Raw genomic sequence first — 23,598 nt, forward strand, 5'->3', positions numbered from 1 at the left:
CTCGAACCTTAGGGGTGCTTCAGCGCAGCATACCGCCGCTGCCACCGTAGCCCTTCAGGTTGGCTTTCTTCATCAGGGATTCATACTGGTGCGAAACGAGGTGAGATTGCACTTGAGACATGAAGTCCATCACAACCACGACCACGATCAGCAACGAGGTCCCGCCAAGGTAGAACGGTACGTTTGCCGCAACCACCAGAAACTGGGGGAGCAGACACACGGCCGTCATATAAAGAGCACCGAACATGGTCAAACGAGTCAAAACGCCATCAATGTAGCGCGCCGACTGCTCGCCTGGACGAATACCCGGAATAAAGGCACCGGACTTCTTCAGGTTTTCCGCTACGTCTTTCGGATTGAACATCAACGCCGTATAGAAGAAGCAGAAGAAAATAATCCCTGCACTAAACAGCAGAATATTCAACGGCTGACCAGGAGCGATCGACTGCGAGATGTCCTGCAACCAGCCCAGACCTTCAGACTGACCGAACCAGGAACCCAACGAAGCCGGAAACAGCAAAATGCTGCTCGCGAAAATGGCCGGAATAACACCAGCCATGTTCACTTTCAGCGGCAAGTGGCTTGTCTGCGCAGCAAAGACCTTCCGGCCCTGCTGACGCTTGGCGTAGTGAACAGCAATACGACGCTGACCACGCTCAATGAACACCACGAAACCGATGATCGCTACTGCCAGCAAACCGATCGCGACCAGAGCGAAGATATTGATATCACCCTGACGTGCAGACTCGAAAGACTGCCCTATCGCTCTCGGAAGACCGGCGACGATACCTGCGAAAATCAACATCGAGATACCGTTACCGACACCGCGTTCGGTGATCTGTTCGCCCAGCCACATCATGAACATCGCACCTGCCACGAAGGTGGTTACGGCCACAAAATGGAAACCCAGGTCCCCAGAAAACGCTACGCCCTGACTGGCCAAGCCTACGGACATGCCGATAGCTTGAACCAGAGCCAGGACTACGGTGCCATAGCGGGTGTACTGGCTAATCTTGCGACGGCCAGCTTCACCTTCCTTCTTCAACTGCTCCAGCTGCGGGCTGACGGCGGTCATCAACTGCATGATGATCGATGCCGAAATGTACGGCATGATCCCCAATGCAAAGATACTCATCCGTTCCAGCGCGCCACCGGAAAACATGTTGAACAAGCTAAGAATGGTCCCCTCATTCTGTCGAAACAGTTCTGCGAGTCGGTCCGGGTTAATACCTGGAACCGGGATGTGTGCGCCTATTCGGTAGACGATAATCGCCAGGAACAGAAAACGCAGACGAGCCCAGAGTTCAGACATACCGCCTTTGCCGAGCGCTGAGAGAGCACCTTGCTTAGCCATTTATTCCTCGAACTTGCCGCCAGCTGCTTCGATAGCCGCACGCGCACCTTTGGTGACGGCGATACCTTTGATGGTGACAGCGCGAGTAACTTCGCCCGACAGCATGATTTTCACACGCTGAACGTTCTGGTTAATCACGTTGGCATCCTTCAGGGTCTGCACAGTTACGATGTCGCCTTCCACTTTAGCCAGTTCGGACAAACGCACTTCTGCGCGATCCATAGCTTTCAGGGATACGAAACCGAATTTCGGCAGGCGGCGATGCAGCGGCTGTTGGCCGCCCTCAAAGCCCGGAGCGATGGTGCCACCGGAGCGGGAGGTTTGACCTTTGTGGCCACGGCCACCAGTCTTACCCAAACCGCTACCGATACCACGGCCCGGACGATGCTTTTCGCGACGGGAACCCGGCGCAGGACTCAGATCATTGAGTTTCATCGATTAACCCTCGACTCGCAGCATGTAGTAAGCCTTGTTGATCATCCCGCGATTTTCGGGAGTATCCAGGACTTCTACAGTGTGACCGATGCGACGCAGACCCAAACCCTTAACGCACAATTTGTGGTTAGGGATGCGGCCGGTCATGCTTTTGATCAGCGTTACTTTAACGGTAGCCATGATCAGATGATCTCCTCAACACGCTTGCCACGCTTGGCAGCGATGGACTCAGGAGACTGCATGCCCTTCAGACCCTTGAAAGTGGCGTGAACCACGTTTACAGGGTTAGTCGAGCCGTAGCACTTGGCCAACACGTTCTGAACACCAGCAACTTCCAGCACTGCGCGCATAGCGCCGCCAGCGATGATACCGGTACCTTCAGAAGCAGGCTGCATGTACACCTTCGAAGCGCCATGAGCGGACTTCATTGCGTACTGCAGTGTGGTGCCGTTCAGATCCACCTGGATCATGTTGCGGCGAGCAGCTTCCATCGCTTTCTGGATTGCAGCAGGCACTTCACGTGACTTGCCACGGCCGAAGCCAACGCGCCCTTTACCATCACCCACTACGGTCAACGCAGTGAAAGTGAAGATACGGCCGCCTTTTACGGTTTTGGCCACGCGGTTAACTTGAACCAGCTTCTCGATGTAGCCTTCGTCGCGTTTTTGGTCGTTATTTGCCATAACTTAGAACTCCAGCCCGCCTTCACGAGCAGCATCAGCCAGCGCTTTGACACGGCCGTGGTACTTGAAGCCAGAACGGTCGAAAGCCACTTGCGATACGCCCGCGGCTTTTGCGCGCTCGGCGACCAGCTTGCCAACCTTAGTGGCCGCGTCGATGTTGCCAGTGGCACCATCACGCAGTTCTTTGTCCAAAGTCGAAGCGCTTGCCAGGACTTTGCTGCCGTCGGCCGAAATGACCTGGGCATAAATGTGCTGCGAAGAGCGGTGCACGCAGAGACGCACGACTTCTAGCTCGTGCATTTTCAGGCGTGCTTTGCGAGCGCGACGCAGTCGGGTAACTTTTTTGACGGTCATTTGCTATGCCCTACTTCTTCTTGGCTTCTTTACGGCGGACGACTTCGTCCGCGTAACGCACACCTTTGCCTTTGTAAGGCTCAGGACGGCGGAAGTCGCGGATCTCAGCGGCCACTTGACCAACCAACTGCTTATCGATACCGCGAATCAGGATATCGGTCTGGCTGGGGGTCTCAGCGGTGATGCCATTCGGCAATTCGTAATCCACCGGGTGCGAGAAGCCAAGTGCCAGGTTCAGGACCGTGCCTTTTGCTTGCGCTTTGTAACCAACACCGACCAGCTGGAGCTTACGCTCGAAGCCTTGGCTTACGCCCTGGACCATGTTGTTAACCAGTGCACGAGTGGTGCCGGCCATTGCGCGGGTTTGTTGATCGCCATTGCGAGCAGCGAAACGCAGCTCACCAGCTTCTTCAACAATCTCAACAGACGAATGGACGTTCAGTTCTAGAGTGCCCTTGGCACCCTTCACCGAAAGCTGCTGGCCGACGAGTTTGACTTCGACGCCGGATGGCAACTTAACGGGGTTCTTAGCTACGCGTGACATGCTTATCCCCCCTTAGAACACAGTGCAAAGCACTTCGCCACCGACACCGGCAGCGCGCGCAGCACGATCCGTCATCACACCTTTGTTGGTGGAGACGATAGACACACCAAGACCGCCACGAACTTTTGGCAGATCATCGGAGGACTTGTACTGGCGCAGGCCTGGGCGGCTGACGCGCTTAACTTCTTCAATGACCGGACGGCCTTCGAAGTACTTAAGCTCGATGGACAGCGATGGTTTAACTTCGCTGCTGATCTGATAACCCGCAATGTAGCCTTCGTCTTTCAGGACTTTTGCTACAGCAACCTTCAACGTGGAAGATGGCATGCTTACGACGGGCTTTTCAGCCATCTGGGCATTACGGATACGAGTTAGCATGTCCGCTAACGGGTCCTGCATACTCATGGGCTAGACGCTCCTAAAACAAAATAATTAGCCTTACGGCTACAGCTTGTCGCCGAGATTTTTCCGGGCAAGTGAAAACACGGGCTCAGGCGAGCCGGCAATTCTAGTCCTACCCCAGAAATGAATCAAGCCCCAAAAGGGGCTTGATTCAAATTCAAGCTTCATTCCAACCGACAACCTGCGCCGTCGATCGGATTGAAGCGAGAGTTGTGGCTTACCAGCTGGCTTTAACCAGACCTGGTACGTCACCACGCATTGCAGCTTCACGCAGCTTGTTACGGCCAAGGCCGAACTTGCGGTAAACGCCGTGCGGACGACCAGTGATGCGGCAACGGTTACGCATGCGCGAAGCGCTTGCGTCACGTGGTTGCTTCTGCAGAGCTACGGTCGCTTCCCAACGTGCTTCTGGAGTTGCTTCCAGATCAACGATGATCGCTTTCAGCTCGGCACGCTTCTTGGCGTACTTGGCAACGGTGAGCTGACGCTTCAGCTCACGGTTCTTCATGCTCTTCTTGGCCATTTTCCTACTCCAATCAGTTGCGGAACGGGAATTTGAAAGCACGCAGCAGTGCGCGGCCTTCATCATCGTTCTTGGCAGTGGTGGTCAGGGTAATGTCCAGACCGCGGAGAGCATCGATCTTGTCGTAGTCGATTTCCGGGAAAATGATCTGCTCTTTAACACCCATGCTGTAGTTACCACGACCATCGAAGGACTTGGCATTCAGGCCGCGGAAGTCGCGAACCCGAGGCAGGGAGATCGACAGCAGACGATCCAGGAACTCATACATACGATCGCGGCGCAGAGTCACTTTGACGCCGATCGGCCATCCTTCACGGACTTTAAAGCCAGCGATGGATTTCCGAGCGTAAGTCACAACGACTTTCTGACCGGTGATCTTTTCCAGGTCAGCAACAGCGTGCTCGATGACTTTCTTGTCACCGATCGCTTCGCCCAGACCCATGTTCAGGGTGATTTTTGTAACGCGCGGAACTTCCATCACGTTCGCGAGCTTAAGTTCTTCCTTAAGCTTCGGAGCGATTTCCTTCCGGTAAATCTCTTTTAGTCGTGCCATGGTCTTCTACCTAGCAGTGTTCAAGCATCAACCGCTTTTTGGGTCGACTTGAAGACACGAATTTTCTTGCCGTCTTCAACTTTGAAACCAACGCGATCAGCCTTGTTGGTTGCGCCGTTGAAAATGGCGACGTTGGAAGCGTGCAGTGGCGCTTCTTTCTCGACGATACCGCCCTGTACGCCCGACATCGGGTTAGGCTTGGTATGACGCTTCACCAGGTTGATCCCACCAACGACCAGACGGTCGTCAGCGAGAACCTTGAGCACCTTACCGCGCTTACCTTTGTCTTTGCCGGCGATCACGATGATCTCGTCGTCACGACGAATCTTTTGCATGTCGGATCTCCTTACAGAACTTCTGGGGCGAGCGAGACGATCTTCATGAACTTCTCATTACGAAGTTCACGGGTCACTGGCCCAAAGATACGGGTACCGATCGGCTCTTGCTTGTTGTTCAAAAGAACAGCAGCGTTGCCATCGAAGCGGATGATGGAGCCGTCTGCACGACGAACGCCATGGCGAGTGCGGACTACAACAGCAGTCATCACTTGGCCTTTTTTCACCTTGCCGCGCGGAATTGCTTCCTTCACGGTTACTTTGATGATGTCACCGATACCAGCGTAACGACGATGGGAGCCACCCAGCACCTTGATGCACATAACGCGGCGAGCGCCGCTGTTATCGGCCACATCGAGCATGGATTGAGTCTGAATCATATAATTTCTCCGACCCTTAGCCCTTAGACTTCCACAGCGCGTTCGAGGATATCAACCAATGCCCAAGACTTGGTCTTGGCTACCGGACGAGTTTCACGAATCGTGACCTTGTCGCCGATATGGCACTGATTGGTTTCGTCGTGCGCGTGCAGCTTAGTCGAACGCTTAACGTATTTACCGTAGATTGGGTGCTTTACGCGACGCTCAATCAGAACGGTGATGGTCTTGTCCATCTTGTCGCTGACGACACGGCCAGTCAGCGTACGGACGGTTTTTTCGGCTTCAGCCATGATTACTTACCTGCCTGCTGGTTGAGCACAGTCTTCACGCGAGCGATGTCACGCTTAACTTGCGAGAGCAGGTGAGACTGCCCCAACTGGCCAGTTGCTTTCTGCATACGCAGATTGAACTGGTCGCGCAGCAGGCCGAGCAGTTGCTCGTTCAGCTGCTGTGCTGATTTTTCACGAAGTTCATTCGCTTTCATCACATCACCGTCCGCTTAACAAAGGAGGTGGCGAGTGGCAGCTTTGCAGCAGCCAGGGCGAAAGCCTCACGCGCCAGCTCTTCAGTAACACCCTCGATTTCATACAGGACTTTGCCTGGCTGAATCTGGGCAACCCAGTACTCGACGTTACCCTTACCTTTACCCATCCGAACTTCGAGTGGCTTCTTGGTTACAGGCTTGTCCGGGAATACACGGATCCAGATCTTGCCGCCACGTTTTACGTGACGGGTCAGAGCACGACGCGCTGACTCGATCTGACGAGCGGTGAGACGACCACGAGCAACAGACTTCAGCGCGAACTCGCCGAAGCTGACTTTGCTACCGCGCAATGCCAGACCACGGTTGTGGCCGGTCATCTGCTTGCGGAACTTCGTACGCTTTGGTTGCAACATTTGGCGTACCCCTTACTTAGCAGCTTTTTTACGAGGCGCTGGTGCTTGTGGTTTCAGTTCTTCTTGGCGACCACCAATTACTTCGCCTTTGAAGATCCAAACCTTTACACCGATCACACCATAAGTTGTGTGAGCTTCGTAGTTGGCATAGTCGATGTCGGCACGCAGGGTGTGCAATGGAACACGACCCTCGCGATACCATTCAGTACGTGCGATTTCAGCACCGCCGAGACGACCGCTCACTTGGATTTTGATGCCTTTGGCACCAATGCGCATAGCGTTCTGTACAGCGCGCTTCATTGCGCGACGGAACATTACACGACGCTCCAGCTGCTGAGCTACGCTCTGCGCAACCAGCATACCGTCGAGCTCCGGCTTACGGATCTCTTCGATATTGATGTGCACAGGCACACCCATTTGCTTGGTCAGGTCCTGACGCAGTTTCTCAACATCTTCACCTTTCTTGCCAATCACGATGCCGGGACGAGCGGTGTGGATGGTGATACGTGCAGTCTGAGCCGGACGATGGATATCGATACGGCTTACGGACGCGCTTTTTAGTTTGTCTTGGAGATACTCTCGCACCTTCAGATCAGCGAACAAATAGTCCGCATAAGTCCGACCATCTGCGTACCAGACGGAGGTGTGCTCCTTGACGATTCCCAGGCGAATGCCAATGGGATGTACTTTCTGACCCATCTCTTCGACTCCGTTACTTGTCAGCAACCTTGACAGTGATATGGCAAGACCGCTTGACGATGCGATCAGCACGGCCTTTGGCACGTGGCATGATGCGCTTCAGCGAACGCCCTTCGTTGACGAAAACGGTGGAGACCTTAAGGTCATCAACGTCTGCGCCTTCGTTATGCTCGGCGTTGGCTACAGCCGACTCCAGCACTTTCTTCAGGATCTCGGCGGCTTTCTTACTGCTGAAAGCCAACAGGTTGAGCGCTTCGCCCACCTTCTTCCCGCGGATCTGGTCGGCGACCAAGCGGGCTTTCTGGGCGGAGATTCGAGCGCCCGACAACTTAGCGGCTACTTCCATCGTTCCTTACCCCTTAACGCTTGGCTTTCTTGTCTGCCACGTGCCCACGATATGTGCGGGTACCGGCAAACTCGCCTAGTTTATGGCCGACCATGTCTTCGCTCACGAGAACGGGAACATGCTGACGACCGTTATGCACTGCAATGGTCAAACCAACCATTTGTGGCAGGATCATCGAACGACGCGACCAGGTTTTAACTGGTTTGCGATCGTTCTTTTCCGCCGCCACTTCGATCTTCTTCAGTAGGTGAAGATCAATAAAAGGACCTTTTTTCAGAGAACGTGGCACTGTCGTATCCCTCTATTTACTTGCGACGACGGACGATCATTTTGTCGGTACGCTTATTACCACGAGTCTTCGCGCCCTTAGTCGGGAAGCCCCACGGCGATACCGGATGACGACCACCAGAGGTACGACCTTCACCACCACCATGTGGGTGGTCAACCGGGTTCATGGCAACACCACGAACGGTTGGGCGAACGCCACGCCAGCGTTTGGCACCAGCTTTACCCAGCGAACGCAGGCTGTGCTCGGAGTTCGAGACCTCGCCAAGCGTTGCACGGCATTCAGCCAATACTTTACGCATTTCACCGGAGCGAAGACGCAGGGTTACGTACACACCTTCACGAGCGATCAGCTGTGCAGAAGCACCAGCGGAACGTGCGATCTGTGCGCCTTTACCTGGCTTCAATTCGATGCCGTGTACGGTGCTACCAACTGGAATGTTGCGCAGTTGAAGAGCGTTGCCCGGCTTGATTGGTGCCAGAGCACCCGCAATCAGCTGGTCGCCAGCACTCACGCCTTTAGGGGCGATGATGTAGCGGCGCTCGCCGTCTGCGTAAAGCAGCAGAGCAATGTGAGCAGTACGGTTTGGATCGTATTCGATACGCTCGACAGTGGCAGCGATGCCATCTTTGTCGTTGCGACGGAAATCGACCAGACGATAATGCTGCTTATGACCACCACCCACGTGACGTGTAGTGATACGGCCATTGTTGTTACGACCACCAGTCTTCGATTTTTTCTCGAGCAGCGGTGCGTGAGGAGCGCCTTTATGCAGCTCCTGGTTGACCACCTTGACCACAAAACGGCGGCCAGGGGAAGTCGGTTTGCATTTAACGATTGCCATGATGCACCCCTTCCTTACTCAGCACTGCTGCTGAAATCGAGATCTTGGCCTGGCTGAAGGGAGATAACTGCCTTCTTCCAGTCATTACGCTTGCCCAGACCGCGAGCAGTGCGCTTGCTCTTACCCAGAACATTCAGGGTAGTAACACGCTCTACTTTCACGCTGAACAGGCTTTCGACGGCCTTCTTGATTTCCAGCTTGGTTGCATCAGTTGCAACCTTGAAAACGAACTGGCCTTTCTTGTCAGCCAGAACCGTGGCCTTTTCGGAAACGTGCGGGCCAAGTAGAACTTTAAATACGCGTTCCTGGTTCATCCCAGCAGCTCCTCGAATTTCTTCACGGCCGACACGGTGATCAACACCTTGTCGTATGCGATCAGACTAACTGGATCGGAACCCTGTACGTCACGAACATCAACGTGCGGCAGGTTACGAGCAGCCAGGTACAGATTCTGGTCAACAGCGTCAGACACGATCAAGACGTCAGTCAGACCCATGCCATTCAGCTTGCTCAGCAAGTCTTTGGTTTTCGGTGCTTCAACAGCGAAGTCCTGAACCACGACCAGACGATCAGTACGAACCAGTTCAGCAAGGATGGAGCGCAAAGCTGCGCGATACATCTTCTTGTTGAGCTTCTGAGAGTGGTCCTGAGGACGAGCGGCGAAAGTGGTACCGCCGCCACGCCAGATTGGGCTACGGATAGTACCGGCACGAGCACGGCCAGTACCCTTTTGACGCCATGGGCGCTTACCGCCACCAGAAACGTCAGAACGGGTCTTTTGCTGCTTGCTACCCTGACGACCGCCAGCCATGTAGGCCACGACTGCCTGGTGAACCAGCGTCTCGTTGAATTCGCCGCCAAATGTCAGTTCGGAAACTTCGATTGCTTGAGCGTCATTTACATTTAATTGCATGTCAGCTTCCCCTTAACCGCGAGCCTTGGCTGCCGGACGTACAACCAGGTTGCCGCCAGTAGCGCCAGGAACAGCACCCTTGACCAACAACAGATTGCGTTCAGCGTCCACGCGCACTACTTCCAGGGACTGCACGGTCACGCGCTCAGCGCCCATATGACCGGACATTTTTTTGCCCTTGAATACACGACCAGGAGTCTGGCACTGGCCGATAGAGCCCGGGACGCGGTGGGAGACGGAGTTACCGTGGGTGTTATCCTGACCACGGAAATTCCAGCGCTTGATCGTACCCTGGAAGCCTTTACCCTTGGACTGACCGGTTACATCAACCAGTTGACCAGCAGCGAAGATTTCAGCGTTGATCAGATCGCCAGCCTGGTAATCGCCTTCTTCAAGACGGAATTCCATGATGGTACGACCGGCGGCAACGTTCGCCTTGGCGAAGTGGCCAGCCTGAGCGGCTGTAACACGCGAAGCACGACGCTCGCCGACAGTGACTTGCACTGCACGATAGCCATCGGTTTCTTCGGTTTTGAACTGAGTGACGCGATTCGGCTCGATCTCAATGACCGTGACCGGAATGGAGACACCTTCTTCGGTGAAAATACGGGTCATACCGCATTTACGACCGACTACACCAATAGTCATGTTGTAAACCTCATGAGTGTACGGGGCTTTCACCCGCTATGGCCGCCCATTTCAGAGCGTTACACGACTAAGACCCAAGTCTTAGCCGAGGCTGATCTGAACTTCCACACCGGCCGCAAGATCAAGCTTCATAAGAGCATCAACGGTTTTATCCGTTGGCTGGACGATGTCCAGAACACGCTTATGAGTACGGATCTCATACTGGTCGCGCGCGTCTTTGTTGACGTGCGGAGAAACCAGAACGGTGAACCGCTCTTTACGAGTCGGCAGTGGAATCGGACCACGCACCTGTGCACCAGTACGTTTCGCGGTTTCCACGATTTCCTGGGTTGATTGGTCGATCAGGCGATGGTCAAAAGCCTTCAACCTGATACGGATTTGCTGGTTTTGCATTGGATTCAGACTCCAGATTGCTGTTCCCACCGAGCGCAATACGCCCGTTAAAAGGAGGCGCAATTCTATAGACGAGCTGGCAGGGTGTCAACCCAATAAAAAAGCCCCCGCAAAGCGGGGGCTCTTTCAAGGCATCAACGCTTAAGCGATGATTTTGGCTACGACGCCAGCGCCGACGGTACGACCGCCTTCACGGATAGCGAAACGCAGACCATCTTCCATCGCGATTGGCTTGATCAGGGTAACGGAAACTTTAACGTTATCACCTGGCATAACCATTTCTACGCCTTCCGGCAGTTCGCAGCTACCAGTTACGTCGGTAGTACGGAAGTAGAACTGTGGACGGTAGCCTTTGAAGAACGGAGTATGACGGCCGCCTTCTTCTTTGCTCAGAACGTAGATTTCAGCTTCGAACTGAGTGTGCGGCTTAACGGTGCCTGGCTTAACCAGTACCTGACCACGCTCAACGTCGTCACGCTTGGTACCACGCAGCAGAACACCGCAGTTCTCGCCAGCACGACCTTCGTCGAGCAGCTTGCGGAACATCTCAACACCGGTGCAGGTAGTGGTGGTGGTGTCACGCAGGCCAACGATTTCCAGCGAGTCCTGGACCTTGACGATACCGCGCTCAACACGACCAGTCACAACAGTACCGCGACCGGAGATCGAGAACACGTCTTCGATTGGCATCAGGAACGGCTTGTCAACAGCACGCTCTGGCTGAGGAATGTAGCTGTCCAGAGTCTCAACGAGCTTCTTGACGGCAGTGGTGCCCATCTCGTTGTCGTCTTTGCCTTCCAACGCCATACGGGCAGAGCCGATGATGATTGGAGTGTCGTCACCCGGGAAGTCGTAAGTGGTCAGAAGGTCGCGAACTTCCATCTCAACCAGTTCCAACAACTCGGCGTCATCTACCAGGTCAGCCTTGTTCAGGAAGACCACGATGTACGGAACACCTACCTGACGCGAAAGCAGGATGTGCTCACGAGTCTGCGGCATAGGACCATCAGCAGCCGAACAAACCAGGATAGCGCCGTCCATCTGGGCAGCACCGGTGATCATGTTCTTCACGTAGTCGGCGTGACCTGGGCAGTCAACGTGCGCGTAGTGACGCGTAGCCGAGTTGTACTCAACGTGAGCGGTGTTGATGGTGATACCGCGAGCCTTCTCTTCCGGTGCGCTGTCGATCTTGTCGAAGTCAACACGAGCCGAACCGAAAACTTCGGAGCAAACGCGTGTCAGAGCAGCGGTCAGCGTGGTCTTGCCATGGTCAACGTGACCAATGGTGCCGACGTTGCAGTGCGGGAGGGAACGATCAAATTTTTCTTTAGCCACGACAAATAACTCCTAGCCTAAAGGCGCTGAATCAGCCTTGTTTTTTGGTTACAGTTTCGACGATGTGCGACGGCGCTGTATTGTATTTTTTGAATTCCATAGAGTAGCTTGCGCGACCCTGAGACATGGAGCGAACGTCGGTCGCATAACCGAACATCTCACCCAACGGAACCTCGGCACGAATAACTTTGCCGGAAACCGTATCTTCCATACCCAGAATCATGCCGCGACGACGGTTAAGGTCGCCCATCACGTCACCCATATAGTCTTCAGGCGTAACAACCTCTACAGCCATGATCGGCTCAAGCAACTCACCACCGCCCTTCTGGGCCAGTTGCTTGGTCGCCATGGAAGCAGCCACCTTAAACGCCATCTCGTTCGAGTCGACGTCGTGGTAAGAACCATCAAACACGGTAGCCTTCAGGCCGATCAGCGGATAGCCGGCGACAACGCCGTTCTTCATCTGCTCTTCGATACCCTTCTGGATAGCCGGGATGTATTCCTTAGGAACAACACCACCCACCACTTCGTTCACGAATTGCAGACCTTCCTGACCTTCGTCAGCAGGAGCAAAACGGATCCAGCAATGGCCAAACTGGCCACGACCGCCGGATTGACGAACGAACTTGCCTTCGATTTCGCAGTTCTTCGTGATGCGCTCACGATAGGAAACCTGAGGCTTGCCGATGTTGGCTTCGACGTTGAACTCACGGCGCATCCGGTCAACCAGGATGTCCAGGTGCAACTCGCCCATGCCAGAGATGATCGTCTGACCAGTCTCTTCATCAGTTTTAACGCGGAAAGAAGGGTCTTCCTGAGCAAGCTTGCCCAGTGCAATACCCATTTTTTCCTGGTCATCCTTGGTCTTTGGCTCAACGGCAACCGAAATAACCGGCTCCGGGAAGTCCATGCGAACCAGAATGATTGGCTTGTCAGCGTTGCACAAGGTTTCACCAGTGGTGACGTCCTTCATGCCGATCAGGGCCGCGATGTCACCAGCGCGCACTTCCTTGATCTCTTCGCGGGCGTTTGCGTGCATCTGCACCATACGACCCACGCGCTCTTTCTTGCCCTTGACCGAGTTGATCACGCCGTCGCCGGATGCCAACACGCCCGAGTAAACGCGGACGAAGGTCAGGGTACCCACGAATGGGTCGGTAGCGATCTTGAACGCCAGAGCCGAGAACGGCTCATCGTCGTCTGCATGACGCTCCATTTGGATTTCCTCGTTATCAGGGTCGGAACCCTTGATAGCAGGAATATCGACTGGAGCTGGCAGGTAGTCGATCACGGCGTCGAGAACCAGGGGAACGCCCTTGTTCTTGAACGAAGAACCGCAAACAGCCAGAACGATCTCGCCAGCAATGGTGCGCTGACGCAGAGCGGCCTTGATTTCCGCGTTGGTGAGTTCTTCACCTTCGAGGTACTTGTTCATCAGCTCTTCATTGGCTTCGGCCGCAGCCTCGACCATGTTGCTGCGCCACTCGTCAGCCAGCTCCTGAAGCTCTTCAGGGATTGGCTTGCGAACAGGAACCATACCCTTGTCGGAATCGTTCCAGTAAACAGCTTCCATAGACATCAGATCGATCTGACCCTGGAAGTTGTCTTCGGAACCGATCGCCAACTGGATAGGCACCGGAGTGTGGCCAAGGCGCTGCTTGATCTGAGCGATAACGCGCAGGAAGTTAGCACCGGCACGGTCCATCTTGTTCACGTAAACGATACGTGGAACACCGTATTTGTTGGCCTGACGCCATACGGTTTCGGACTGCGGCTCTACGCCGGAAGTACCGCAGAACACAACGACAGCGCCGTCGAGTACACGCAGGGAACGCTCAACTTCAATGGTGAAGTCAACGTGGCCAGGTGTGTCGATGACGTTGAAGCGGTACTGGTCTTTATGCTGCTTTTCCGAACCCTGCCAGAAGGCAGTGATGGCAGCAGAAGTAATGGTAATACCACGCTCCTGCTCTTGAACCATCCAGTCCGTGGTCGCGGCGCCATCATGCACCTCGCCCATCTTGTGACTTTTGCCGGTGTAAAAAAGGACGCGCTCGGTGGTGGTGGTTTTACCAGCATCCACGTGAGCGACGATACCAATGTTACGGTAACGGCCAATCGGTGTAGTACGAGCCATAAAGCCCTCGCAAAATTAGTGACGCTGAAATTAGAAGCGGTAGTGCGAGAAAGCCTTGTTGGCCTCAGCCATACGGTGCACATCTTCACGCTTCTTGACCGCAGCACCTTTACCTTCGGCGGCGTCCAACAGTTCGCCAGCCAAACGCAGAGCCATAGACTTCTCGCCGCGCTTGCGCGCGAAGTCTACCAGCCAACGCATTGCCAGAGCATTACGACGGGACGGACGAACTTCGACAGGAACCTGGTAAGTAGCACCGCCTACACGGCGCGACTTTACTTCGACCAGCGGAGCGATGGCGTCGAGAGCTTTCTCGAAGATTTCCAGGGGATCGCTGTTCTTACGCTCTTTAACCTTCTCCAGCGCGCCATAAACGATACGCTCGGCAACGGCTTTCTTGCCGCTTTCCATCACGTGGTTCATGAACTTCGCCAGAATCTGGCTTCCGTATTTTGGATCGTCAAGCACTTCGCGCTTGGCTGCTACGCGTCTTCTTGGCATGGATAAGCCCTCAAACGGTCTTCAGGTTAGCTCGGGACCACCACCCAAAAATGGATGCGCCCGACCTTACTCTTATCGACTCAGAAAAATAGAAATCTGCAATTTTAATCAGAAGCCGAATACTACTTAGGCTTCTTGGTACCGTATTTCGAGCGACCCTGGTTACGGCCTTTAACGCCGGAAGTATCCAGAGAACCACGAACGGTGTGATAACGAACACCTGGCAAGTCTTTTACACGACCGCCACGGATCAGTACCACGCTGTGCTCTTGCAGGTTGTGACCTTCACCGCCGATGTACGAGGAAACCTCGAAACCGTTGGTCAGGCGCACACGGCAGACTTTACGCAATGCCGAGTTAGGTTTTTTCGGCGTGGTGGTATACACACGAGTGCACACACCGCGACGCTGCGGGCAGTTCTGCAGCGCAGGCACGTCGGATTTCTCGACGATACGCTTACGCGGCTGACGTACCAGCTGGTTGATAGTTGCCATCTACTAGCTCCACTGTTGTCTTGCGACGCTATTGTCTTACAAGAAAAGCAAATGACAGGGCACAAGCCCCGCCAAATTTAGGGGTACAAGAGTCTAAAGAGGATCCTGTCCCCAGTCAAGACAAAGCCCCGACGTCCACATCAGGCGAACAGCACGAATGCTACGCGACCGATGTGAGTGCCGAGGCTTTACTCTTAGTTACCGCTGGAGTTCAACGCTTCAGTCAGAGCGGCTTCTACCTCGCTCGCGCTGACACGCATCGGTTTGTCCATTTCACGGCGGCGCTTGCGCTCGCTGTGGTAGGCCAGACCGGTACCGGCCGGGATCAGACGACCCACGACCACGTTTTCCTTCAGGCCGCGCAGGTAGTCGCGCTTGCCAGTCACGGCTGCTTCGGTCAGTACGCGGGTTGTCTCCTGGAAGGAGGCCGCGGAGATGAACGACTCAGTGGACAGCGATGCCTTGGTAATACCCAGCAGGACGCGTGTGAACTTGGAGACAAATTTGTCTTCCGTGCTCAGACGCTCGTTCTCTACGAGTACGTGAGTCAACTCCATCTGGTCGCCCTTGATGAAGCTGGAATCGCCAGACTCGGCAATCTCAACTTTACGCAGCATCTGACGCAGAATCGTCTCGATGTGCTTGTCGTTGATCTTCACGCCCTGCAGACGGTATACGTCCTGGATCTCGTTGACGATGTACTTGGCCAGCGCACTCACACCCAGCAGACGCAGGATGTCGTGTGGATCGCTAGGACCGTCGGAGATAACTTCACCGCGGTTCACTTGCTCGCCTTCGAAGACGTTCAGGTGACGCCACTTCGGAATCAGCTCCTCGTACGGATCGCTACCGTCGTTCGGGGTAATGACCAGACGACGCTTGCCTTTGGTCTCTTTACCGAACGCGATGGTACCGCTGACTTCTGCAAGGATCGACGCCTCTTTCGGACGACGAGCTTCGAACAGGTCGGCAACACGCGGCAGACCACCGGTGATGTCACGGGTCTTCGAAGTTTCCTGCGGAATACGAGCGATTACATCACCGATCGCGATCTGCGCACCATCCGCAACACCAACGAGGGCGTTTGCAGGCAAGAAGTACTGGGCAGGTACGTCAGTACCCGGCAGCAACAGATCCTTGCCATCCAGACCGACCATCTTCACGGCCGGACGGATGTCCTTGCCAGCAGCTGGACGATCTTTGGCATCAAGCACTTCAATGTTGGTCATACCGGTCAATTCGTCAGTCTGACGCTTGATCGTGATGCCCTCTTCCATGCCGACGTAGGTAACAGTACCTTTCATCTCGGTGACGATTGGGTGAGTGTGCGGATCCCACTTGGCCACGATAGAGCCAGCGTCGACCTTGTCGCCTTCCTTCACCGAAATCACTGCACCGTATGGCAGTTTGTAACGCTCGCGCTCACGACCGAAGTCGTCTGCGATTGCCAACTCACCGGAACGGGATACCGCAACCAGGCAACCGTCAACACGCTCAACGTGCTTCAGGTTGTGAAGACGGACAGTACCGCCATTCTTCACCTGAACGCTGTCGGCGGCAGAGGTCCGGCTTGCCGCACCACCAATGTGGAACGTACGCATCGTCAGCTGGGTACCCGGCTCACCGATGGACTGTGCAGCGATTACGCCGACAGCTTCACCGATGTTGACCTGGTGACCGCGAGCAAGGTCACGACCGTAGCACTTGGCGCAGATGCCGTAGCGGGTTTCACAGCTGATCGGCGAGCGAACGATCACTTCGTCGATGCTGTTCAGCTCGATGAACTCAACCCACTTCTCGTCTACCAGCGTACCGGCAGGCACGATGACATCTTCGGTACCTGGCTTGAATACGTCACGGGCGATAACTCGACCCAGTACGCGCTCACCCAGAGGCTCGACCACGTCACCGCCTTCAATGTGCGGAGTCATCAGCAAGCCGTGTTCGGTGCCGCAATCGACTTCGGTAACCACCAGATCTTGCGCGACGTCTACCAGACGACGAGTCAGATAACCGGAGTTAGCGGTTTTCAGTGCGGTATCCGCCAGACCCTTACGAGCACCGTGAGTCGAGATGAAGTACTGAAGTACGCTCAAACCTTCTCGGAAGTTCGCGGTGATCGGCGTTTCGATGATGGAGCCGTCCGGCTTGGCCATCAGACCACGCATACCGGCCAGCTGACGGATCTGGGCAGCAGAACCACGCGCACCCGAGTCGGCCATCATGTACATCGAGTTGAAGGACTCTTGGTCGACTTCGACACCATGGCGATCGATAACCTTCTCTTTCGAGAGGTTCGACATCATCGCTTTGGATACTTCGTCGTTCGCCTTGGACCAGAGGTCGATCACCTTGTTGTACTTCTCGCCCTGAGTAACCAGGCCCGAGGCGTACTGACTTTCGATCTCTTTAACTTCTTCGGTGGCCGCGTCGATGATGCGAGCTTTCTCGTCCGGGATAACGAAGTCGTTAACACCGATCGAAACACCCGAGATAGTCGAGTAGGCAAAACCGGTATACATCAACTGGTCAGCGAAAATGACGGTCTCTTTCAGACCAACCACGCGGTAGCACTGGTTGATCAGCTTGGAGATCGCCTTCTTCTTCATAGGCTGGTTGACGACGTCGTAAGACAGGCCGGCCGGAACCACCTGGAACAGCAGCGCACGGCCGACAGTGGTGTCGACGATACGGGTGTTCTTGACGCTGCCACCATCACGATCGTTGACCGTTTCGTGGATGCGAACCTTTACCTTGGCGTGCAGCGCAGCTTCGCCGGCGCGGAATACGCGGTCGACTTCCTGCAGGTCTGCAAACACCCGGCCTTCGCCCTTGGCATTGATCGCTTCACGGGTCATGTAGTACAGACCCAGTACAACGTCCTGCGACGGAACGATGATCGGCTCACCGTTGGCTGGCGACAGAATGTTGTTGGTCGACATCATGAGCGCACGCGCTTCGAGCTGAGCTTCCAGCGTCAACGGTACGTGAACGGCCATCTGGTCGCCGTCGAAGTCGGCGTTGTACGCAGCACAGACCAGCGGGTGCAGCTGGATAGCCTTACCTTCGATCAGTACCGGTTCAAATGCCTGAATACCCAGACGGTGAAGCGTCGGTGCACGGTTCAGAAGCACTGGGTGTTCGCGAATCACTTCAGCGAGAACGTCCCACACCTCTGGCAGCTCACGCTCAACCATTTTCTTGGCTGCTTTGATGGTCGTGGCCAGGCCGCGCATTTCCAGCTTGCCGAAAATGAATGGCTTGAACAGCTCCAGAGCCATTTTCTTTGGCAGACCGCACTGGTGCAGACGCAGGGTCGGGCCAACGGTAATTACCGAACGACCGGAGTAGTCAACGCGCTTACCGAGCAAGTTCTGACGGAAACGGCCTTGCTTACCCTTGATCATGTCAGCCAGGGACTTCAGAGGACGCTTGTTGGAACCAGTGATTGCGCGACCACGACGACCGTTGTCCAGCAATGCATCGACCGCTTCCTGCAACATACGCTTTTCGTTGCGCACGATGATGTCAGGAGCGGACAGATCCAGCAGACGCTTCAAACGGTTGTTACGGTTGATCACTCGACGATACAGATCGTTGAGGTCGGACGTCGCGAAACGGCCACCGTCCAACGGAACCAGAGGACGCAGGTCTGGCGGCAGAACCGGCAGAACGGTCAGCACCATCCACTCAGGAAGGTTGCCGGAACCCTGGAAGGCCTCCATCAGCTTCAAACGCTTGGACAGCTTCTTGATCTTGGTCTCGGAATTGGTTTGCGGAATTTCTTCACGCAGACGGCCAATTTCGTGCTCCAGATCGATAGCGTGCAGGAGTTCACGGACAGCTTCGGCACCCATGCGGGCGTCGAAATCGTCACCGAATTCTTCCAGCGCTTCGAAATATTGCTCGTCGTTCAGCAACTGACCCTTTTCAAGGGTGGTCATACCTGGATCGATAACGACATAGCTCTCGAAGTAGAGAACGCGCTCGATATCACGCAGGGTCATGTCCATCAGCAGGCCGATACGGGACGGCAGCGATTTCAGGAACCAGATGTGGGCCACTGGCGAAGCCAGTTCGATATGAGCCATACGCTCACGACGAACCTTGGCCAGAGCCACTTCAACACCGCATTTTTCGCAGATAACACCGCGGTGCTTCAGGCGCTTGTACTTACCGCACAAGCACTCGTAATCTTTTACCGGGCCAAAAATCTTGGCGCAAAAAAGACCGTCACGCTCAGGCTTGAACGTACGGTAGTTAATGGTTTCCGGCTTTTTAACTTCACCGAACGACCACGAGCGGATCATCTCAGGCGACGCGAGGCCGATGCGGATAGCATCGAACTCTTCGACTTGACCCTGGTTTTTCAGCAAATTCAGTAGGTCTTTCAAGGCCTTTCCTCCTGGCGGAGCAGGGAGCAGGGATTTACGCCCTGCTCCCGATTCACGTCACGTGTTATTCGGTTTCCAGATCGATATCGATACCGAGCGAACGGATTTCTTTGATCAACACGTTGAAAGACTCGGGCATGCCCGGCTCCATACGGTGATCGCCGTCCACGATGTTTTTGTACATCTTGGTACGACCGTTCACATCGTCCGACTTGACTGTGAGCATTTCTTGCAGAGTGTACGCCGCGCCGTATGCTTCCAGCGCCCACACTTCCATCTCCCCGAAACGCTGACCACCGAACTGTGCCTTACCACCCAGCGGCTGCTGAGTAACCAGGCTGTAAGAACCAGTGGAACGCGCGTGCATCTTGTCGTCCACCAAGTGGTTCAGCTTCAGCATGTACATGTAGCCAACTGTTACAGCGCGCTCAAACTTGTTGCCGGTGCGGCCATCGAACAGTTGCATCTGGCCGCTCTCTGGCATGTCAGCCAGTTTGAGCATTGCCTTGATTTCGCTTTCCTTGGCGCCGTCGAACACCGGAGTAGCCATCGGAACGCCGTTACGCAGGTTCTTCGCCAGATCCAGAACTTCCTGGTCGGTGAATTCGTCCAGGTTTTCCTGACGGCCACCGATCTCGTTGTAGATCTCGGTGAGGAACTTGCGCAGCTCGACCACTTTACGCTGCTCTTCAAGCATGCGGTTGATCTTCTCACCCAAGCCTTTGGCCGCGAGGCCCAGGTGGGTTTCAAGGATCTGACCGACGTTCATACGCGAAGGGACGCCCAGCGGGTTGAGTACGATGTCCACCGGAGTACCGTTGGCATCGTGCGGCATGTCTTCAACCGGCATGATCACAGAAACCACACCCTTGTTACCGTGACGACCGGCCATCTTGTCGCCCGGCTGGATGCGACGACGGATTGCCAGATAGACCTTGACGATCTTCAGCACGCCCGGCGCCAGGTCATCGCCCTGTTGCAGCTTGCGCTTCTTGTCTTCGAACTTGTCGTCCAGCAGACGGCGACGGTCAACGATGTAAGCCTGAGCCTTCTCGAGCTGCTCGTTCAGAGCATCTTCAGCCATGCGCAGTTTGAACCACTGACCATGCTCAAGACCGTCGAGAACTTCGTCAGTGATTTCCTGACCTTTCTTGAGGCCAGCACCGCCTTCTGCAACACGACCGACCAGCGCGGAGCGCAGACGTTCGAATGTAGCGCCTTCAACGATGCGGAACTCTTCGTTGAGATCCTTGCGGATCTCGTCGAGTTGCGACTTCTCAATGGACAGTGCACGTGCGTCACGCTCGACACCATCACGGGTGAAGACCTGAACGTCGATGACAGTACCTTTGGTACCGGTCGGTACGCGCAGGGAAGTGTCTTTAACGTCGCTGGCTTTCTCACCGAAGATCGCACGCAGCAGTTTTTCTTCCGGAGTCAGCTGGGTCTCGCCTTTCGGAGTGACCTTACCGACCAGGATGTCGCCAGCGCCAACTTCGGCACCTACATAAACGATACCGGCTTCGTCCAGCTTGTTCAGAGCCGCTTCACCCACGTTCGGGATGTCGGCAGTGATTTCCTCTGGACCAAGCTTGGTGTCACGGGCCACACAGGTCAGTTCCTGAATGTGGATCGTGGTGAAGCGATCTTCCTGAACGACACGCTCAGACAGGCAGATGGAGTCTTCAAAGTTGAAACCGTTCCAGGCCATGAACGCGATGCGCATGTTCTGACCCAGTGCCAGCTCACCCATGTCGGTGGACGGACCATCGGCCATGATGTCGCTGCGCTGAACGCGATCACCCTTGCTCACCAGCGGGCGCTGGTTGATGCAGGTGTTCTGGTTGGAACGGGTGTATTTGGTCAGGTTGTAGATGTCTACACCGGCCTCACCTGTTTCAACTTCGTCGTCAGCAACGCGAACCACGATACGGCTGGCATCAACCGAGTCAATCACACCGCCACGACGAGCCACGACGCAAACGCCGGAGTCGCGCGCTACGTTGCGCTCCATGCCAGTACCGACCAACGGCTTGTCAGCACGCAGCGTAGGTACAGCCTGACGCTGCATGTTCGAACCCATCAACGCACGGTTGGCGTCATCGTGCTCAAGGAACGGGATCAGGGATGCTGCTACCGATACAACCTGCTTGGGCGAAACGTCCATCAGGGTAACGTCGGCAGGCGCCTTGACCGTAAATTCGTTGAGGTGACGTACCGCAACCAGCTCGTCGATCAGCTCTTGCTTGTCGTTCATTGCGGCCGAAGCCTGTGCAATGACGTGATCAGCTTCTTCGATCGCCGACAGGAAAACGATTTCCTCGGTAACCAGACCTTCTTTAACAACGCGATACGGGCTCTCGAGGAAACCGTACTGGTTGGTGCGAGCGTAGGCTGCCAACGAGTTGATCAGACCAATGTTCGGACCTTCCGGCGTCTCGATCGGGCACACGCGGCCGTAGTGAGTCGGGTGAACGTCTCGAACCTCGAAGCCGGCGCGCTCACGAGTCAGACCGCCAGGGCCGAGTGCAGAGACGCGACGCTTGTGGGTGATCTCGGACAGCGGGTTGTTCTGGTCCATGAACTGGGAAAGCTGGCTGGAGCCGAAGAACTCTTTGACCGCTGCTGCAACTGGTTTGGCGTTGATCAGGTCCTGAGGCATCAGGCCTTCGCTTTCTGCCATCGACAGACGCTCTTTGACCGCGCGCTCAACACGTACCAGACCTACACGGAACTGGTTTTCAGCCATCTCACCAACGCAGCGAACACGACGGTTACCCAAGTGGTCGATGTCGTCGACGATGCCTTTACCGTTGCGGATGTCAACGAGGGTCTTGAGGACCGCTACGATGTCTTCCTTGCACAGAACGCCCGAACCTTCGATTTCGGTGCGACCGATACGACGGTTGAACTTCATGCGACCTACAGCGGACAGGTCGTAACGCTCAGGGCTGAAGAACAGGTTGTTGAACAGCGTCTCGGCAGCGTCTTTGGTCGGCGGCTCGCCAGGACGCATCATGCGATAGATCTCGACCAGCGCTTCCAGTTGGTTGCTGGTGGAGTCGATCTTCAATGTGTCGGAGACGAACGGACCGCAGTCGATATCGTTGGTGTACAACGTTTCGATGCGAACAACCTGACCCTTGGCGATCTTGGCCAGGATTTCGGTGTTCAGCTCGGTGTTGCATTCAGCGATGATTTCACCGGTAGCAGGATGCACGATGACCTTGGCGGTGGTGCGGCCCAGGACGTAGTCCAGCGGCACTTCCAGCTCTTTGATCCCGGCTTTTTCCAGCTGGTTGATATGACGAGCAGTGATACGGCGACCTTGCTCGACAATGACCTTGCCTTTGTCGTCCAGGATGTCCAGGACAGCAATCTCACCACGCAGGCGCTGAGGCACCAGTTCCAGGCTCAGATTTTCACCGCGGACATGGAATACGTTGGTGGTGTAGAAAGCATCGAGCACTTGCTCGGTGGTGTAACCCAACGCGCGCAGCAGTACAGACGCAGGCAGCTTGCGACGACGGTCGATACGGACGAATACGCAGTCTTTCGGATCGAATTCGAAGTCCAGCCACGAACCACGGTAAGGAATGATACGAGCGGAGTACAGCAGCTTACCGGAGCTGTGCGTCTTGCCACGGTCGTGGTCGAAGAATACGCCAGGCGAACGGTGCAGCTGAGACACGATAACGCGCTCGGTACCATTGATTACGAAGGTACCGTTTTCAGTCATCAGGGGGATTTCACCCATGTAGACTTCTTGCTCTTTGATGTCCTTGATCGCTTTGTTCGACGACTCTTTGTCGAAGATGATAAGACGAACCTTGACTCGCAGAGGTACAGCGTAAGTCACACCGCGCAGCACGCATTCCTTGACATCAAATGCCGGTTCGCCCAAGCGATAACCTACATACTCCAGCGCAGCATTGCCGGAGTAGCTGATGATCGGGAAAACGGATTTGAAGGCTGCATGCAGACCGACGTCGCGGAACTGATCTTTGGTCGCTCCCGCCTGCAGGAATTCGCGATACGAATCCAGCTGGATGGCCAAGAGATACGGCACATCCATTACGTCCGGCAACTTGCTAAAGTCCTTGCGGATACGTTTTTTCTCAGTATATGAGTAAGCCATCAGCGTTCCC

28 protein-coding genes are annotated in these 23,598 nt (G+C 55.1%); all 28 read right to left on the reverse strand.

Features of this window, described 5'->3' with window-relative positions; all coding sequences use genetic code 11:
• Positions 1-19: 19 nt before the first annotated feature.
• Positions 20-1,354 carry a preprotein translocase subunit SecY gene (gene secY / locus ALP40_RS25130; protein WP_002555469.1) on the reverse strand — a complete coding sequence of 445 codons (1,335 nt, stop codon included), beginning with the start codon at positions 1,352-1,354 and terminating at the stop codon, positions 20-22.
• Complete coding sequence (gene rplO, locus ALP40_RS25135) at positions 1,355-1,789, reverse strand: 50S ribosomal protein L15 (protein WP_122210821.1); 435 nt, start codon at positions 1,787-1,789, stop codon at positions 1,355-1,357.
• 3 nt (positions 1,790-1,792) lie between these two features.
• Positions 1,793-1,969: a 50S ribosomal protein L30 gene (gene rpmD / locus ALP40_RS25140; protein ID WP_003186033.1), complete on the reverse strand. Its 177-nt coding sequence runs from the start codon at positions 1,967-1,969 to the stop codon at positions 1,793-1,795.
• A gap of 2 nt (positions 1,970-1,971) precedes the next feature.
• The gene (gene rpsE / locus ALP40_RS25145; protein ID WP_024687031.1) at positions 1,972-2,472 is read right to left on the reverse strand and encodes a 30S ribosomal protein S5; all 501 of its coding nucleotides are present in this window, start codon (positions 2,470-2,472) and stop codon (positions 1,972-1,974) included.
• Between the two features lie 3 nt (positions 2,473-2,475).
• Positions 2,476-2,826 (reverse strand): 50S ribosomal protein L18, encoded by a 351-nt coding sequence (gene rplR, locus ALP40_RS25150; protein ID WP_002555473.1) that lies wholly within the window; start codon positions 2,824-2,826, stop codon positions 2,476-2,478.
• A 10-nt stretch (positions 2,827-2,836) separates the two neighbouring features.
• On the reverse strand, positions 2,837-3,370 hold the full coding sequence (rplF, locus tag ALP40_RS25155) for a 50S ribosomal protein L6 (protein ID WP_004883684.1): 534 nt from the start codon (positions 3,368-3,370) through the stop codon (positions 2,837-2,839).
• A 12-nt stretch (positions 3,371-3,382) separates the two neighbouring features.
• The gene (gene rpsH, locus ALP40_RS25160; RefSeq protein WP_004883681.1) at positions 3,383-3,775 is read right to left on the reverse strand and encodes a 30S ribosomal protein S8; all 393 of its coding nucleotides are present in this window, start codon (positions 3,773-3,775) and stop codon (positions 3,383-3,385) included.
• A 214-nt stretch (positions 3,776-3,989) separates the two neighbouring features.
• Positions 3,990-4,295, reverse strand: a complete 306-nt coding sequence (gene rpsN / locus ALP40_RS25165) for a 30S ribosomal protein S14 (RefSeq protein ID WP_122210822.1) — start codon at positions 4,293-4,295, stop codon at positions 3,990-3,992.
• Between the two features lie 13 nt (positions 4,296-4,308).
• A complete protein-coding gene (rplE, locus tag ALP40_RS25170; protein ID WP_004883677.1) occupies positions 4,309-4,848 on the reverse strand; it encodes a 50S ribosomal protein L5 in 540 nt (179 codons plus the stop codon).
• A 20-nt stretch (positions 4,849-4,868) separates the two neighbouring features.
• Entirely contained in the window at positions 4,869-5,183 is a 315-nt protein-coding gene (gene rplX, locus ALP40_RS25175) for a 50S ribosomal protein L24 (protein ID WP_002555478.1), read from the reverse strand.
• 11 nt (positions 5,184-5,194) lie between these two features.
• The gene (rplN, locus tag ALP40_RS25180) at positions 5,195-5,563 is read right to left on the reverse strand and encodes a 50S ribosomal protein L14 (RefSeq protein ID WP_011063774.1); all 369 of its coding nucleotides are present in this window, start codon (positions 5,561-5,563) and stop codon (positions 5,195-5,197) included.
• A 23-nt stretch (positions 5,564-5,586) separates the two neighbouring features.
• The gene (gene rpsQ / locus ALP40_RS25185) at positions 5,587-5,853 is read right to left on the reverse strand and encodes a 30S ribosomal protein S17 (RefSeq protein WP_002555480.1); all 267 of its coding nucleotides are present in this window, start codon (positions 5,851-5,853) and stop codon (positions 5,587-5,589) included.
• A gap of 2 nt (positions 5,854-5,855) precedes the next feature.
• A complete protein-coding gene (gene rpmC / locus ALP40_RS25190; protein ID WP_002555481.1) occupies positions 5,856-6,047 on the reverse strand; it encodes a 50S ribosomal protein L29 in 192 nt (63 codons plus the stop codon).
• A complete protein-coding gene (gene rplP, locus ALP40_RS25195; protein ID WP_002555482.1) occupies positions 6,047-6,460 on the reverse strand; it encodes a 50S ribosomal protein L16 in 414 nt (137 codons plus the stop codon). The genes rpmC and rplP overlap by 1 nt, the downstream gene beginning before the upstream one ends.
• A 12-nt stretch (positions 6,461-6,472) precedes the next feature.
• Complete coding sequence (gene rpsC, locus ALP40_RS25200; protein ID WP_003176422.1) at positions 6,473-7,159, reverse strand: 30S ribosomal protein S3; 687 nt, start codon at positions 7,157-7,159, stop codon at positions 6,473-6,475.
• Between the two features lie 13 nt (positions 7,160-7,172).
• Complete coding sequence (rplV, locus tag ALP40_RS25205) at positions 7,173-7,505, reverse strand: 50S ribosomal protein L22 (RefSeq protein WP_002555485.1); 333 nt, start codon at positions 7,503-7,505, stop codon at positions 7,173-7,175.
• A gap of 13 nt (positions 7,506-7,518) precedes the next feature.
• On the reverse strand, positions 7,519-7,794 hold the full coding sequence (rpsS, locus tag ALP40_RS25210; protein ID WP_004883670.1) for a 30S ribosomal protein S19: 276 nt from the start codon (positions 7,792-7,794) through the stop codon (positions 7,519-7,521).
• 16 nt (positions 7,795-7,810) lie between these two features.
• Complete coding sequence (gene rplB / locus ALP40_RS25215; RefSeq protein WP_122210823.1) at positions 7,811-8,635, reverse strand: 50S ribosomal protein L2; 825 nt, start codon at positions 8,633-8,635, stop codon at positions 7,811-7,813.
• 14 nt (positions 8,636-8,649) lie between these two features.
• On the reverse strand, positions 8,650-8,949 hold the full coding sequence (rplW, locus tag ALP40_RS25220; protein WP_002555488.1) for a 50S ribosomal protein L23: 300 nt from the start codon (positions 8,947-8,949) through the stop codon (positions 8,650-8,652).
• The gene (gene rplD, locus ALP40_RS25225; RefSeq protein ID WP_004883668.1) at positions 8,946-9,548 is read right to left on the reverse strand and encodes a 50S ribosomal protein L4; all 603 of its coding nucleotides are present in this window, start codon (positions 9,546-9,548) and stop codon (positions 8,946-8,948) included. The genes rplW and rplD overlap by 4 nt, the downstream gene beginning before the upstream one ends.
• Positions 9,549-9,560: 12 nt before the next feature.
• Positions 9,561-10,196 (reverse strand): 50S ribosomal protein L3, encoded by a 636-nt coding sequence (rplC, locus tag ALP40_RS25230; protein WP_024687032.1) that lies wholly within the window; start codon positions 10,194-10,196, stop codon positions 9,561-9,563.
• A gap of 81 nt (positions 10,197-10,277) precedes the next feature.
• Positions 10,278-10,589, reverse strand: a complete 312-nt coding sequence (gene rpsJ / locus ALP40_RS25235) for a 30S ribosomal protein S10 (RefSeq protein ID WP_003186070.1) — start codon at positions 10,587-10,589, stop codon at positions 10,278-10,280.
• Between the two features lie 141 nt (positions 10,590-10,730).
• A complete protein-coding gene (gene tuf, locus ALP40_RS25240; RefSeq protein ID WP_004883664.1) occupies positions 10,731-11,924 on the reverse strand; it encodes an elongation factor Tu in 1,194 nt (397 codons plus the stop codon).
• Positions 11,925-11,955: 31 nt separating this feature from the next.
• Complete coding sequence (fusA, locus tag ALP40_RS25245) at positions 11,956-14,061, reverse strand: elongation factor G (protein ID WP_122210824.1); 2,106 nt, start codon at positions 14,059-14,061, stop codon at positions 11,956-11,958.
• Positions 14,062-14,091: 30 nt separating this feature from the next.
• Positions 14,092-14,562, reverse strand: a complete 471-nt coding sequence (gene rpsG / locus ALP40_RS25250; protein WP_002555493.1) for a 30S ribosomal protein S7 — start codon at positions 14,560-14,562, stop codon at positions 14,092-14,094.
• Between the two features lie 122 nt (positions 14,563-14,684).
• Positions 14,685-15,056, reverse strand: coding sequence for a 30S ribosomal protein S12 (gene rpsL, locus ALP40_RS25255; RefSeq protein WP_002555494.1), 372 nt, complete (start codon positions 15,054-15,056; stop codon positions 14,685-14,687).
• Between the two features lie 194 nt (positions 15,057-15,250).
• Positions 15,251-19,450, reverse strand: coding sequence for a DNA-directed RNA polymerase subunit beta' (gene rpoC, locus ALP40_RS25260; protein WP_122210825.1), 4,200 nt, complete (start codon positions 19,448-19,450; stop codon positions 15,251-15,253).
• Between the two features lie 64 nt (positions 19,451-19,514).
• The gene (rpoB, locus tag ALP40_RS25265) at positions 19,515-23,588 is read right to left on the reverse strand and encodes a DNA-directed RNA polymerase subunit beta (protein ID WP_122210826.1); all 4,074 of its coding nucleotides are present in this window, start codon (positions 23,586-23,588) and stop codon (positions 19,515-19,517) included.
• Between the last annotated feature and the right edge of the window lie 10 nt (positions 23,589-23,598).

It is taken from the genome of Pseudomonas viridiflava (genome assembly GCF_003702045.1).
Classification (GTDB): domain Bacteria; phylum Pseudomonadota; class Gammaproteobacteria; order Pseudomonadales; family Pseudomonadaceae; genus Aquipseudomonas; species Aquipseudomonas viridiflava_C.